A 14983-nucleotide genomic window follows, 5' to 3' on the forward strand; every position below is an offset into this window, starting at 1 on the left:
AGCAAACAGAACCTCCGAATACAATCGGAGGTTCTGTTTATACATTCCAAAAGTATAGCTGCACGATAGAAAGGATGTTAACAATGAGAAATAAATACCTTCTTCTGGCATTTATTATTATACCGGCAATCGAAATTGGAGTATTTCTATGGCTAAGCCAGCTTATAGGTGTGCTATGGGTAGTCGGATTAATTATTACAACAGCTATATTAGGGATTTTTCTGGCCAGATATCAGGGAATGGAAGTATTCAGACGTGCGCAGCTGCAATTACAAAGAGGGGCCCCTCCGACAGAAGAACTTCTTGATGGTCTGGCAACCATGCTTGGAGCATTCCTTTTGATTATTCCGGGCTTTGTTTTAGATATTGCAGGATTATTATTATTAATACCCTGGACAAGAAATCAATTTAAAAATCAGCTTAAGAAAATCGCTATGCAGTTAATGGGGAGAAATACAATTATTTATCGTCGCTGGTAGAGAGAGTTCAAAAGGGGTCCAAACGATAAGCGCTTTTCTCTGTTTGCTTCTAATTCAGCCCCTTTTTGAACACAGCTTAGCAGGAATCACCCTTTAATATAAAGGAATAATTGCTGAAACACCCCAGATTTTTTGATGGCGAGCATCACAACTAAACTGACCGGGGCAAAGATTAATCCCAGAACACCAAACCATTGGACGCCTAAAAACATCCCGATCAGCATCATTAAAGGCGAGATGCCAATGGAAGTTGCCACGATTTTAGGCTCTATAAACTGTCTGATAATAATAATCAGGCCGTACAGCACAGATAAACCAATCGTTAAGGAATAATTAAAGGTTAAAAAGCTAAACAGAATCCAAGGTATTATAATAATGCCGATTCCTAAATAAGGAATAAAGTCTGCGATTGCAGCAAACAATACAATGGTAAATGCATGCTCCACCCGAAGGATGAGCAGACCAGTCCACAAAATAACCGCAGAAATACAAACCAGTATTACCTGTGCTTTAAAGTAACCAATCACAGCTTCTTTTAAATGAGAGACTATTTTTTGATAAAGCGTGTACCAATTAGAAGGCATCATGTCATGGATGCGGATTTGAATATTTTGGAAGTCGTAGCTGATCATAAAAGTAGCCAGTACAATAAAAATAAGAACAGTAAAAGAATTTGGCAGTATAATTAAAAAATTTGCTGTCTGCTGCATCAGTATTTGAAAGAAATGAGTAAAAGCAGACGTCATCGAATCTGTAAAGGAATGAATATATTCATAGACTTCCAAACGATAATCGACATGCAGTGTCGTCAGCAGAGAAAGCAATTTATCGTATAATGGCAGGATGTGCATATCTAATAACTGCTGAAACTGTTCCATTATATGACGGAAATAAGCAGGAAGCCTGTCCGATAAATAGCTGATACCTTGATAAACTTCGCTTATTAAAAAGTATAGAGCAATCGTAAATAAACTGAGAAAAAGACTGAATGTGCTGATTAGAGCAAGCAGCCTCGGCATTTTAAGTGTGTTTACAAACCATCTGATCAGCGGCTGGAAGAGTAAAGAAAGCAGGAATGCTATCAGAATAGGATAGATATAAGGAAATAATATATAGAATAGGAAAAGACTGCTGCATAAAGTGCTGATAACAATAAAAGAACGGATAAGTTGTCCAAGGATTTTTGATTGCATCATATTTCCTCCAGAAAAAAAGACCTAATTTAATCTATGATTGGAAGCGGCAAAGTAGAAGTAATAAGGTCTTTGCATCATGGGTAAGTAGTAAAACGCCAGCAGGAAATGGAGGAATCTAACAGTTATTTAACATAATTTAAACGGTTTCAATTCACATTCTGCTTTTTATCATTTATAATGAAAGATGGGCAGATAATAAATATTGCTATAATCAAACTGAAGGGTACAAATGGAAAGGTAAAGTATTTCTATGTTTGTTTAAAAGTAGAATAATAAATTCATTGATACGTAATGGTCAAAAGACTCTGGTTCCACGTTTACATTGTCCGCGAAGCGCACGTTCCATCACCTGAATGATACGAAGTGAATGTATAGTAATTGCTCAATTTTATTCCTACATAGATTTAAACAATCAAAAAAGTTTGTCACCCTTGTATTATTTTATTTGAAATGAATATCTAATACTTTGATTAACTGGAAAGGGAGAGGTAATATGTCAACATCAAAAAAAGGATTAGAAAATATTGTCGCAACACAATCAGCAATTAGTTCGATCATAGATGATCAATTATCCTATGTGGGTTATAAAATTGATGATTTAGCTGAAAATTCCAGCTTCGAAGAAATTATTTATTTACTTTGGAATCAAAAGCTGCCGACTCAATCAGAATTAAATGCGTTAAAGGCTGATTTAGCAAAGAATATGAATATTTCAGATGCTATTGTCAATCATTTGCGTTCCTATGATTTGAACAGTGTGCATCCAATGGCAGCTCTTCGGACAGCGGTTTCATTATTGGGGATTTACGATGAAGAGGCTGATGTCATGGACGAAGAAGCAAATAAAAGAAAAGCTGTTCGTATCCAGGCAAAAATTGCTGCTGTTGTAGCTGCATTTGCAAGGATTCGTGACGGAAAAGACCCTGTTCAGCCAAAAGAAAACTTAAGTTATTCTGCCAATTTCTTATATATGCTGAACGGAAAAGAGCCGGAAGATATTGAAGTAGAAGCAATCAATAAAGCACTCGTGCTCCATGCTGATCATGAATTAAATGCATCTACGTTTACAGCACGGGTTTGTGTAGCAACCCTTTCAGATATTTACTCTGGACTTGTAGCAGCGATTGGAGCGCTAAAAGGACCATTGCATGGCGGTGCAAATGAAAATGTAATGAAGATGCTTCTGGAAATCGGCGAAGAAGAAAATGCTATCCCTTATATTAAAGAGAAGCTGGAAAACAAAGAAAAAATTATGGGCATGGGCCACCGTGTGTATCGTGATGGAGACCCGAGAGCTAAATTCTTGAGAGACATGTCCAAACAGCTTACCAAACTGACAGGACAGGAAAAATGGTATAATATGTCCATTGCTATTGAAGATTATGTGAAAGAGCATAAAGGACTTCCTGCAAATGTCGATTTTTACAGTGCATCGGTTTATCACAGCCTGGGAATTGAAGAGGATTTATTCACACCAATTTTCGCAGTAAGCAGAACTTCCGGCTGGATAGCGCATATTTTAGAACAATATGCAGACAATCGGTTAATTCGTCCGCGTGCCGAATATAATGGACCGGATTTACAAGAATATGTATCTATTGAACAAAGAGGATAATATCGTTAAAATGTAGTAGAATAGATTAGGAATCATTAATAGGAGGTTTTATCTATGACACAAGGTGAAAAAATTGTAGTAGAAAATGGCGAAATGAACGTACCAAACAAACCAATTATTCCATTTATTGAAGGGGACGGAACTGGTCCAGACATTTGGGCTGCTGCTCGCCGAGTAATCGAAGCGTCTGTTGAAAAAGCTTATAATGGAGAAAAAGGAATTGATTGGTTAGAAGTATATGCCGGCCAAAAAGCATTTGATAAAACAGGTGAATGGCTGCCGCAGGATACGTTAGATAAAATCAATGAATATAAAATTGCAATCAAAGGACCTTTAACTACACCAATCGGCGGCGGGATTCGCTCCCTTAACGTTGCTTTGCGTCAGGAATTAGATTTATTTACCTGCCTGCGTCCAGTACGTTATTTTGAAGGCGTTCCATCTCCAGTAAAACGTCCGGAAGATGTAGACATGGTTATTTTCCGTGAAAATACAGAAGATATTTATGCTGGTATTGAGTGGCAGGAAGGCACTGACGATGTGAAGAAAGTGCTTGACTTCCTGAAAAATGAAATGGACGTAAAAAATGTACGTTTCCCTGAAACTTCAGGTATCGGTGTGAAACCAGTATCGGAAGAAGGAACAAAACGTATTGTCCGTGCGGCAATTAACTATGCATTAACCGAAGGACGCAAAAATGTTACTTTAGTACATAAAGGTAACATTATGAAATTTACTGAAGGAGCTTTCAAAAACTGGGGTTATGAAGTTGCTGAACAGGAATTCGGTGATAAAGTGTTCACTTGGGCTGAATATGACCGCATTGTAGAAGCAGAAGGCAAAGAAGCAGCAAATAAAGCAGAAGAAGATGCATTAGCTGCCGGTAAACTTCTAGTAAAAGATTCGATTGCAGATATCTTCTTACAACAAATCCTTACTCGTCCAAAAGAGTTTGATGTTGTTGCAACAATGAACTTAAACGGTGACTACATTTCTGATGCACTTGCTGCACAGGTAGGCGGTATCGGGATTGCACCAGGAGCAAACATCAACTATGATACTGGACATGCTATTTTTGAAGCAACGCATGGTACTGCACCAAAATACGCAGGACTAGATAAAGTAAATCCATCTTCTGTTATTTTATCTGCTGTATTAATGCTTGAGCATTTAGAGTGGAGAGAAGCAGCTGATTTGATTACAAAATCAATGGATAAAACAATTGGTTCTAAAGTTGTAACTTATGACTTTGCACGTTTAATGGATGGCGCAACTGAAGTGAAATGCTCTGAGTTTGCTGATGAACTGATCAAGAACATGGAAGCATAAGCACCAAAATAAAAAAGTGTAAATATAGGAAGGTCAGTATAACTGACCTGACCTAAACAAAAGAAAATGTTTGTGGTGACGAGAGGTATCGGTGCTGCAAGCATTTTCTTTAAATGTATGTTATTTAAAAACGACTAGGGGAGGTATGTAAAATGAGTTCTGCACGAAAAAAAATTTCCGTTATCGGTTCTGGCTTTACAGGAGCGACCACGGCATTAATGGTTGCACAAAAGGAATTAGGGGATGTTGTTCTTGTTGATATTCCTGATATGGAGAATCCGACAAAGGGAAAAGCGCTGGATATGGCAGAAGCAGCACCGGTTCAAGGTTTTGATGCGAAAGTGACGGGCACGTCTGATTATGCGGAAACAAAGGATTCTGACTTAGTTATCATCACTGCAGGAATTGCACGGAAACCGGGAATGTCCAGAGATGATCTGGTCAATACAAATGCCAAAATAATGAATACGATTACAAAGGAAATTGTTAGGTATTCAGCCGATGCAACGATTATTGTGCTGACCAATCCGGTAGATGCGATGACTTACAGTGTGTATAAAGCTTCCGGGCTTCCAAAAGAACGTGTTATCGGACAATCCGGGGTGTTGGACACAGCCCGTTTTAGAGCCTTTGTAGCGGAAGAATTGAATATTTCCGTGAAAGATATTACCGGTTTTGTTTTAGGCGGACACGGTGATGACATGGTCCCGCTTATCCGTTATTCTTACGCAGGCGGCATCCCGCTTGAAAAGCTGATTTCGAAAGAACGGTTACAAGAGATTGTACAAAGAACCCGGACTGGCGGCGGTGAAATTGTAAATCTGTTAGGAAATGGAAGTGCTTACTATGCGCCGGCTGCTTCTTTAACCGTAATGGCAGAAGCAATACTAAAGGATCAGCGCCGGATATTACCATCCATTGCTTATTTAGAAGGGGAATACGGCTATGATGGTATTTACTTAGGTGTACCGACTGTTCTTGGCGGCAAAGGGATTGAAGAAGTGATTGAGCTGGATTTAACAGAGGAAGAGAAGCAGCAATTAGATAAATCTGCAGAATCTGTAAAGAAAGTAATTGACATTCTGGAATGAATTTTAATAAAAGCGCAATGGTTTAAAAATAGACCATTGCGCTTTTATTAATGACTCAACTTTTGCACATTAAAAAGTAGCTTCATTTCCATAGAAATAGGAGTTGATCGTTCCTTCGAAAATACCCTTGACAAAGAATAGAAGGTGAAGTGTAAAGCACCATCACCAATTCCAAAAAGGCCGGATATGTAACCAGCAAGCATGCTAATGGAGAACATGTTCATCTTGGAATAGCAAGATAAATTTGCTTATTCTTAGGTGAGAAAGTTGAGTTAATGAATAAGAATGTTTTAAAAAATAGCTGAAAACAGCCGCTCTAGCAAGAACACCAAGTTTTAGAGACAAAGTGATCATCTTGGTTTTTATTATGAGTAAAAATACATTTTCGATTGGTTATTATTTTGTACCCGCTGCCTTCATTATTGCATAGGCTACTATACATAATGAAGGAGAGGATCTGAATGAAATGAGTTTAACTATCCCGCATTTATTGTATGGATTTTTTACTTTGCTTATTTTAATAACAATGATTTTCCGGAGAGGCATTGTTCTTCCAAGCCTACTAGGAACATTTGTTATTGCCTGCTTTTATAAAGGAAGTATAGTCAGCGGATTTATGGCTATTTTTAACGCTAATTTAGTCGCAGCACGTGAGCTTTTTAGTATCTTTTTGATTATTACTTTTATGCTTGCGCTATTAAATGCCTTAAAAGATTTGAAAGCGGATGTACTGATGATTCAGCCAATTCAGAAGGTCATGGTCAATGGACATTTATCTTATTTTGTTTTAATCGCTGTGACGTATGTGGTTTCTTTATTTTTCTGGCCGACACCAGCTGTCCCGCTTATTTGTGCTTTACTTGTCCCTGCAGCGATACGTTCTGGGCTGCCGGCGATTACAGCGGCAGTTGCGATTACAATAGCAGGCCAGGGGATGGCTTTATCCTCTGACTATATTGTTCAGGTTGCACCAGCTCTTTCTGCAGCTGCAGCGGGTGTAGAAACTTCAGCAGTTGCTGATCGGGCACTGGTTTTATCTATTATTACCGGTGTGATTGCTTCTGTATTAGCTTATTTATTTTACAGAAATTCGATTCGTTCAAAAGTAGACCCTAGAAATCAGACAGAAGCAGAACAAATTCAAGATTATGATTCCTCCGGCCATAAGGCAGCTTCGAAGCATTTGAACAAGTGGAGTCGCGCGTTTGCCTGGCTGGTGCCAATTGTTTTATTATCCGTCGTCGGATATATGCTGTACAGTAAATTTTTTGGATCCAGTGATTTGGTCGGTGGAGAAGGAGCTGCCTTCGTTGGCGGAGTGGCAGTGATTCTATTATTATTGGCTACGGCTGTATTTGGAAAGCAAAATGCGTTAGATTATGTGGGGAATCATATCACCAATGGATTTGTATTTGCCTTTAAGGCAATGGGACCAGTTATCCCGATTGCAGGATTTTTCTTCTTAGGAAATGCGGAATTTTCACGGGAAATATTACTTGTAGAAGAAGCGCCATCCTTTTTATTCGATATCATTTCATCCATCCAGGCCTTTCTTCCGGAAAGCACGGTGTTTGTTGCTTTTAGCTTATTAATTGTAGGGATTATCACAGGACTGGACGGATCTGGCTTTTCCGGCTTGCCATTAACGGGAGCATTAGCTGCATCCTTAGAATCTGCTTCCATCGATGCAAGTACATTAGCAGCAATAGGCCAGCTTGGAGCAATTTGGACTGGCGGAGGAGCATTAATTGCATGGTCCTCCCTAATTGCTGTTGCAGGATTTTGTGGTGTTTCAGCAATGGAACTAGTCAGGAAAAACTTTTTTCCGGTCATACTGGGACTATTTATAGCGACGCTTGCTGCGTTAATCATATTTTAATGGAAGAGAAAATATAATTGTATGGGTTAGGGTTGTTCATTCTGGCTCATACAATTTTTTAGCTGTTTTCCAATGGTATTATTTGAAATTTTTTAAATATAATGTGAATATATGTTTGAATATGTTAAACTGTTAAAAAATCCATAAAGGAGGTTTTTAATAAAAAATAATTTAAGCGCTTACAAAAAATAAAAGGAGGGGAAGTTTTACATGAATGCAATTTTAATAGCTTTCATAGGGATTGTTGTATTTATTTTAGGCTATCGGTATTATTCCAAGTTTGTTGCAGAGAAAATATTTCGATTAGACCCGAATTATGTTACTCCGGCACACCGTTTCAAGGATGGTGTGGACTATGTCCCAACCAATAAATTTGTTTTGTGGGGGCATCATTTTACATCTGTAGCAGGTGCTGCTCCTATCTTGGGACCGGCAATTGCTATTTATTGGGGCTGGCTTCCGGCTTTTTTGTGGGTTGTTTTAGGAACCATTTTTGCAGCTGGTGTCCATGATTTTGGCACATTGGCATTATCTGTCCGAAATAAAGGGTATTCTATTGGAACAATTGCAGATCGCTTGGTCGGGAGAAGGGCAAAGCTATTATTTTTATTCATTATTCTTATTCTCGTATTGATGGTAAATGCGGTGTTTGCATGGGTTATTTCCAATTTATTTATTAGTTATCCTGCAAGTGTATTTCCTGTTTTTATACAAATTCCGTTAGCTATTTGGATTGGTTATGCAGCATATAAACGGAATATAAAAATGCTTCTTCCCTCTGTTATTGCATTAGTTATCATGTATGCAGCGGCTATTATGGCAAGCAGGGTCGGCTTCCTTCAAATTGATTTAGTCAGGTATATGGGAGGAGAGAATGGCACTGGTTTGTTCGGACTGGGTACTGTTTCAACGGCGTTCCTGATATGGATTGTTATTTTGATGGTATATGTATATATTGCGTCTACACTCCCGGTATGGAAATTGCTGCAACCGAGAGATTTTATTAATTCGCATCAATTAGTTGTCGGACTGGCTATTCTTTACTTGGGATTGCTTTTCACGTCTCCAAGTATGACAGCTCCTGTAGTAAATGAAAGTCCGGATAGAAGCTTTCTGCCGCTGCTATTTATCACAATTGCCTGCGGTGCGATTTCCGGCTTTCATGGACTAGTATCCTCAGGGACATCTTCTAAACAGCTGGATAAAGAAACCGATGCGCGTTTTGTAGGTTACTTTGGAGCAGTAGGAGAAGGCATTCTGGCCCTGGTTTCCATCATTGCGGTAGGGACATTCTTTGCAAATACCGATGCGTTTTCACAAGCCTATACTTCTTTTAATGAAGCGAATGCCATTGGTCTTGGAACGTTTATCGAAGGAGCGGCAACATTAGCGCAGGGGCTGGGAATTCCAACAGATATAGCAACGACAATCGTATCGATTATCGTTGTCAGCTTTGCTGCGACGACATTAGATACCTCGGTACGCTTGATGCGGTACATTATTGCAGAATTAGGGATTGAATATAAAATCCAGCCATTAACGAAAACACATGTAGCGACAACGGTTGCTGTGCTTTCCAGTGCGGCACTTGTGTTAATTCCTGAAGGTCCAAATGGTTTCGGGTCAGGCGGCTACCTCATCTGGCCACTATTTGGCACTGCCAATCAATTACTGGCTGCCATTAGTTTATTCTTAATTGCTATTTGGCTAAAACGAAAAGGAAGTAATTATATGGTTGCGCTCATCCCGATGATATTCCTGATCTTTATGACTTTGTTTGCGATGTTCCAGCAGGTGGCCTTTGAATGGTCGTGGATGGGAACAGGTTCCAATATGCTATTGTTTGTTCTGGGCTCTATTATCTTTGTATTTGCGATTTGGATAGCTCTGACCTCCTTTTCAGAACTGATGAAAAAAGTAGAAGATCCGTTAAATAAAGATTGATTTTGCTTCCATACATATCTTCTTCAAAAGATATGTATGGAGGTTCGATATAAATAAATTATAGCCGGGAGGGCGGGAAAATGTTCACAGACAGGTTAAAACAGTTGATCCACTATTATGAGGAAGTAATAAGCTTGCCGCATAAAACAGAAGTAGCCAGAGAATTAAGAAACGAAGATGATTTTTTCTTGCTGCTTCTATATTCTGAAATGGTAGGAATACCGAACCCGGTTTATTATTATACGTTGGAATTATACCCGTATATCATTGAATCCTTCCATGATTGGCATTTACGAATGGGGATGGATAAATCACCACTTAACGGGATTCGCTGCTGTTAAAAAATTGGATGGGCATGCTGGCCATACATTGGAAGGAGGAGAGAAAGGATGCTTGGAGATAATAACCGGATTATTTTTGTAGGAGGCAAAGGCGGCGTCGGGAAATCCAGCTCGGCTGCTGCTTTGGCAACGGGATATGCAGAAAAAGGCTATCGTACCTTACTCATTTCAACGGATCCAGCTCACAATATAAGCGATATTTTTCAGCGGCAGATCGGTGGAAATATCACCTATATTGAAAAAAATCTATATGCGCTGGAAATTGATTCTGAAAAAGAAACAGACGCGTATATTCAAAAGGTTAAAGAAAACATACAGGGGGTTGTTCATGTTCAGATGATGGAAGAGGTACACCGTCAATTAGACACAGCAAAAGCCTCGCCGGGAGCAGATGAAGCTGCCTTATTTGATAAACTCATATCAATTATTTTGGAAGAAGGGGCCAGGTTTGATAAACTAGTATTTGATACGGCTCCAACAGGTCATACGATTCGGTTGTTATCTCTTCCGGAATTAATGGGAATTTGGATTGAAGGTCTATTAAATAAAAGGAAAAAAACGAATACACAATATTCGCAATTGCTAAACGATGGACAAGCCGTAGATGATCCTATTTACGATACATTACAAGAAAGAAAACAGCGGTTTACCAAGGCAAGAGAAATTCTATTGGATAAGCAGGCAACAACCTTTCTATTTGTTTTGAATCCGGAGAAATTACCAATATCGGAAACCAAAAAAGCAATTCATCTCCTGGAGAAATTTCAGATAGATGTTCCTTACATTATTGTCAATAAAGTGTTGCCAGAGGAGACCGGCGCCGGTTTTTTTGAAAAACGGAAACAAAATGAAAAAATCTATTTAGAACGTATCGCCGTGGACTTTTCTGCTCAAACGATTTTGTATATTCCCTTTTTTTCTGAAGACATCACAAACCGTAAACAATTGAAGCAAATGGGAGCTTATTTGAAGGAGGTATTAGCGGATGAGAGCACTAGTACATGAAAATGGAAGCTTGCATATGAAAGAGATGGAGCTCCAAAGTCCGGGAGGATCAGAAGTTGTTGTAAAATTGAAAGCAGCAGGGCTTAACCGGAGAGATTTAGCTATTCCGAACCGTCGTAAAGAAACGGAAGAAGCATTGATTCTTGGCTCAGATGGAGCGGGAATCATTGAAGAGGTAGGAAAAAATGTCAACGATGTAAAAGTTGGCGATGAAGTGATTATCAATCCGGCTTTACGCTGGGTACGAAATAGTGAGGCGCCGCCGAAAGAGTTTGATATTTTAGGCATGCCAGACCATGGTACGTTTGCTGAAAAAATTGTGATTTCTGAAGATCAGGTAGAACCAAAACCGGCATATATGAGCTGGGAGGAAGCGGCAGCCTTTCCGTTAGCTGCATTAACAGCGTATCGGGCAATGTTTACTAAAGGGGAACTCGAAAAAAAAGAAACGGTATTTATTCCCGGAGCAGGCGGCGGTGTTGCGACTTATTTGATTGCATTTGCAAAAAATATCGGTGCCCGGGTAATTACAACTTCAAGAAGTGAACAGAAAAGAGAAAAAGCACGAGAGCTCGGTGCGGATGTCGTGATAGATACGGCAGATGATTGGGAAGAGAAATTAAGCAATGAAACCATTGATATGGTAATTGATAGTAACGGCAAAGCAACCTTTCAACGTTCTTTAGCCATTTTGAAAAAAGGCGGTAAATTTGTTACATTCGGTGCGACAACAGAGGATGTTATTGATTTTGATTTACGTGCTTTCTTCTATGGACAATACAAATTGATTGGTTCTACAATGGGGTGCCGGGAAGAACTTATGGCTGCGTTAGCACATGCAGAGAAATACCAATTGCATCCTGTTGTTGACCGTGTTTTTTCCTTGGATCAAAGTGTAGAAGCACTTAGTTATTTGGATGAAGGAAAACAGTTTGGAAAGGTAATTATTCGTATTTCTTAAAGCGGATATTTAAAAAAGAATTCCTATAGGAAGAAGCGGCAGATTGATGAAGAATAAAAGCAGAGAGACTGACGAGCGCTGATGTGCTATAAAAGTCTCTCTGCTTTATATTGTATTGGCACTGATCAAAGGAAAAGCAAGCATTAGAACGATATTTATGATTTTAAATAGGGCTCCATCCGGTTGACCGCTTCTTGCATCCGTTTTTGGTTCCGGTCATATACTTCCTTGGATGCAGGGTTATCAGTAGCTAAAGCAAACAGCTCTAAATCTGCTTGGCATTTTTTCATGCTGGCTAATAACAGAGCAGATTGTGCCGGCTCAGGAACGGTGATATGGTCGTCATAGAGATCAAGAAATAATTGTCCTTGATGGTCTACTTGACCGAGAAACACATTATCTATGGTAACATTTTGTTTTTCTAACTCTGCTTCCAGCCACGTCGGGTTTAAGGAAGCATTAGCCAGAGGCTCCAGCAGTATATTGCCGTCAGCAATAACCGTTTGCGGTTCTTTAGCTGGTGCTGGAGTGATATTTAAGTCTTTTAAAGTGATGGGCTGGTTTTCCTTTTTAGGCAAAACATTTAATTCCCCAGTTGGCTCTAATACGGCAAATTCAACATCGGAAACGAGGAATTGATTATTGTTTCGAAGCTTTTCTAATAAATCATCAGTAGAATAGCCTTCTTTTTTTAAGTTTTCCTCCATAATTTTTCCATTTTGTATAAAAACAGTACTTTTCCCATCCGTGAAATCTCGCATCCGTTTGCTTTTTAACGATAACTTTTCAATGGTGAAGGCAGCAATAAACCAGACAAACATCGCTAATAATGCATAATAAAAGCTATTATACGGATCCACTGTATGGAAGGCGGCAATTCCTCCGAGTACGATTCCCGAAATGGTTTCAAATATATTGAGCTGTGATAATTGCTTTGCGCCCAGCCACTTTACAAAGAAAAATAAGACGGTGATTAAAATAATGGAGCGAATAATAATGGATATCCATTCAGGCATGATTTTCCCTCCTTATGACTTATATTGCGGTTCTTGTTTGTCGATATGAATAACCTGCTGATGTATATCATGGCGTGTTTCTTTGATTAGCTGCGAAGCTTCTTCAATTGCGGCTTTTAAATCCTGTTCCATGGAGGCGGCGTATAATAAATCTAATCCTGCTTCAATGGATTTTAATGTAGCGTAGCACGTCTTTACCTGTGATCCTACTGTCATAAAACATCTTCCTATCCTTTTGGTTTGAATATCATGGCGCCGATGACACCGAATATAATGGCGGCTGAAATACCAGCACTTGTAACCTCAAACATTCCAGTTACGACACCGATTAATCCGTGTTTATCCGCTTCCTGCATAGCTCCATGAACTAAAGAGTTCCCAAAGCTTGTGATAGGAACGGTAGCGCCTGCTCCTGCAAAATCAATAAGCGGTTCATACCAGCCGAGTCCATCCAAAATCGCTCCAGCAATAACCAGAATAGATAATGTATGTGCAGGAGATAGCTTAAATACATCAAACATAATTTGTCCGATAACGCAGATAAGTCCTCCTATTACAAATGCCCAGAAAAAAATCATAGATGTTCACCTCTTGCTTCGATTGACACTGCATGTGCAATACATGGGATAGGAGCTTTCTGCTGAATGCTCAAGGTTGAATGCAAAGACCCGGTTGCCACCACAAGAATTCGCTGTAAATTCCCTTTGATGACTTCTTGAAGATAATGGCCATATGTCACGATAGCAGAGCATGCTGCACCACTGCCTCCAGCAAGAACTGGCTGGTCTTCGCGGTAAATTGTAATCCCGCAATCCACATATTTTTCTGATTCAATCGGAATATTTCTGTCACGCAATAAATCAAAAGAAACCTCTCTGCCGACATGCCCCAGGTCGCCAGTGATGATTAGATCATAATAAGACGGATCTATCTGCAGGTCCCGCAGATGTGCTTCAATCGTATCAGCAGCAGCGATAGCCATCGCGCCCCCCATATTAAATGGATCTGTCATCCCCATATCAGCTACTTTTCCAATCGTCGCCGAAGTAACAGCCGGTCCTGTTCCGTTCTGAGCAACAAGCGCACAGCCGGCTCCGGTAACTGTCCACTGGGAGGTTGGGGGTTTTTGTCCGCCGTATTCTGTCGGATAGCGAAATTGTTTTTCCGTCGCTGCATTATGACTGGAAGCAGCACAAAGAATATAATTTGCTCCCTTTGCATTTATAATAGAAGCTGCAAGTGCCAGGCTTTCCATTGAGGTAGCACAAGCGCTGAAAGCTCCCAAAAAAGGAATGCTGCTTGTACTTGCTGCAAAGCTGGTCGGTGTCATTTGATTGATTAAGTCGCCGGCAATCAAAAATTCAATATTTTCTTTTTCGATGCGGGCTTTTTTTAATGTAGTCTGTATCGCTTCCTCCAGCATTTTTTGCTGGGCTTTTTCCCAGGAATCCTGATTGAGCCACATATCCTCATGAAGCGTATCGAATGCCTCGGGGATGTTCCCCTTTGCTTCAAATGGTCCACCGATTGTTCCTGTAGAAAGAATAGCCGGCCGATTTTCAAAAATCCAGGATTGATGTCCTTTTAGCATTAGAATCCCCCCCATTGCGTAAGTATGGTTTTAATAATGGCTACGACAAATGCAGAAAAAACACCATAAACAATTACCGGGCCGGCGAGTTTAAGCATATTGCTGCCCACGCCGAGAATAAAGCCTTCAGAACGATATTCGATTGCTGAAGAAATAACGGCATTACCAAACCCTGTCACCGGCACTGCAGATCCCGCTCCGGCAACCTGTGCAATACGGTCATAGACCCCAAATCCGGTTAACAGCATTGTAATAAAAATTAATGTAGCAATTGTCGGATTTCCAGCTGTTTTCTCTGTGAAATTAAATTGATAAATATAGAAAGTAGAGATGAGCTGTCCGATGAAACAGATAAATCCGCCTATAAGAAAAGCTTTGATGCAGTTTTTAAAGACAGGCCGTTTGGTCTCCCGCTTTTGTTGAAAAGCCTGGTAGCGCTGTTGATTTGGCTGTAGCTTTTGTTTCTTTTTATCTCCCATGGAAAGCACTCCTTTTCAGGTTAATACACGAAAGAAATGAAGATAGCTCGTCATCAA

Annotated in this window: 15 protein-coding genes; 9 read left to right on the top strand and 6 right to left on the bottom strand. The window is 39.7% G+C overall.

From position 1 onward, the window contains the following. Positions 1-83: 83 nt before the first annotated feature. Positions 84-479 carry an FxsA family protein gene (locus tag ACW0TQ_RS15710; protein ID WP_042535342.1) on the top strand — a complete coding sequence of 132 codons (396 nt, stop codon included), beginning with the start codon at positions 84-86 and terminating at the stop codon, positions 477-479. Positions 480-565: 86 nt separating this feature from the next. Here the strand turns inward: ACW0TQ_RS15710 and ytvI are convergent, their stop codons facing one another. Next, entirely contained in the window at positions 566-1675 is a 1110-nt protein-coding gene (gene ytvI / locus ACW0TQ_RS15715; protein WP_193063254.1) for a sporulation integral membrane protein YtvI, read from the bottom strand. Between the two features lie 493 nt (positions 1676-2168). On the opposite strand from ytvI, the gene citZ reads away from it, so the two are divergent. The 8 genes from citZ to ACW0TQ_RS15755 all read left to right on the top strand — a co-directional run bounded on the left by citZ (position 2169) and on the right by ACW0TQ_RS15755 (position 11840). Continuing rightward, positions 2169-3290 (top strand): citrate synthase, encoded by a 1122-nt coding sequence (citZ, locus tag ACW0TQ_RS15720; protein WP_042535340.1) that lies wholly within the window; start codon positions 2169-2171, stop codon positions 3288-3290. A gap of 54 nt (positions 3291-3344) precedes the next feature. After that, positions 3345-4619: an NADP-dependent isocitrate dehydrogenase gene (gene icd / locus ACW0TQ_RS15725; protein ID WP_042535339.1), complete on the top strand. Its 1275-nt coding sequence runs from the start codon at positions 3345-3347 to the stop codon at positions 4617-4619. Between the two features lie 152 nt (positions 4620-4771). Continuing rightward, positions 4772-5710: a malate dehydrogenase gene (gene mdh, locus ACW0TQ_RS15730; RefSeq protein ID WP_212928482.1), complete on the top strand. Its 939-nt coding sequence runs from the start codon at positions 4772-4774 to the stop codon at positions 5708-5710. Positions 5711-6176: 466 nt separating this feature from the next. Then, positions 6177-7589 (top strand): hypothetical protein, encoded by a 1413-nt coding sequence (locus ACW0TQ_RS15735; RefSeq protein ID WP_042535334.1) that lies wholly within the window; start codon positions 6177-6179, stop codon positions 7587-7589. Between the two features lie 210 nt (positions 7590-7799). After that, positions 7800-9533, top strand: a complete 1734-nt coding sequence (locus ACW0TQ_RS15740) for a carbon starvation CstA family protein (RefSeq protein WP_193063258.1) — start codon at positions 7800-7802, stop codon at positions 9531-9533. Positions 9534-9613: 80 nt separating this feature from the next. After that, entirely contained in the window at positions 9614-9874 is a 261-nt protein-coding gene (locus ACW0TQ_RS15745) for a cory-CC-star protein (RefSeq protein ID WP_042535332.1), read from the top strand. Positions 9875-9922: 48 nt separating this feature from the next. Beyond that, positions 9923-10879, top strand: coding sequence for an ArsA family ATPase (locus ACW0TQ_RS15750; RefSeq protein ID WP_042535330.1), 957 nt, complete (start codon positions 9923-9925; stop codon positions 10877-10879). After that, positions 10860-11840, top strand: coding sequence for a quinone oxidoreductase family protein (locus tag ACW0TQ_RS15755; RefSeq protein WP_042535328.1), 981 nt, complete (start codon positions 10860-10862; stop codon positions 11838-11840). Before ACW0TQ_RS15750 ends, ACW0TQ_RS15755 begins: the two co-directional genes overlap by 20 nt. A gap of 155 nt (positions 11841-11995) precedes the next feature. Here ACW0TQ_RS15755 and ACW0TQ_RS15760 read toward each other — a convergent pair whose 3' ends face one another. From ACW0TQ_RS15760 to spoVAC, 5 genes are read right to left on the bottom strand one after another with little or no spacing between them, the layout of a single operon-like run. Further along, the gene (locus ACW0TQ_RS15760) at positions 11996-12856 is read right to left on the bottom strand and encodes a DUF421 domain-containing protein (RefSeq protein ID WP_042535326.1); all 861 of its coding nucleotides are present in this window, start codon (positions 12854-12856) and stop codon (positions 11996-11998) included. Between the two features lie 12 nt (positions 12857-12868). Then, positions 12869-13072: a DUF1657 domain-containing protein gene (locus ACW0TQ_RS15765; RefSeq protein ID WP_042535324.1), complete on the bottom strand. Its 204-nt coding sequence runs from the start codon at positions 13070-13072 to the stop codon at positions 12869-12871. Positions 13073-13083: 11 nt separating this feature from the next. After that, complete coding sequence (gene spoVAE / locus ACW0TQ_RS15770; RefSeq protein WP_042535322.1) at positions 13084-13434, bottom strand: stage V sporulation protein AE; 351 nt, start codon at positions 13432-13434, stop codon at positions 13084-13086. Further along, complete coding sequence (spoVAD, locus tag ACW0TQ_RS15775; protein WP_042535321.1) at positions 13431-14447, bottom strand: stage V sporulation protein AD; 1017 nt, start codon at positions 14445-14447, stop codon at positions 13431-13433. The genes spoVAE and spoVAD overlap by 4 nt, the downstream gene beginning before the upstream one ends. Beyond that, positions 14447-14926 carry a stage V sporulation protein AC gene (spoVAC, locus tag ACW0TQ_RS15780; RefSeq protein WP_042535319.1) on the bottom strand — a complete coding sequence of 160 codons (480 nt, stop codon included), beginning with the start codon at positions 14924-14926 and terminating at the stop codon, positions 14447-14449. The genes spoVAD and spoVAC overlap by 1 nt, the downstream gene beginning before the upstream one ends. Positions 14927-14983 lie beyond the last annotated feature (57 nt).

Source organism: Oceanobacillus sp. M60 (assembly GCF_053839645.1).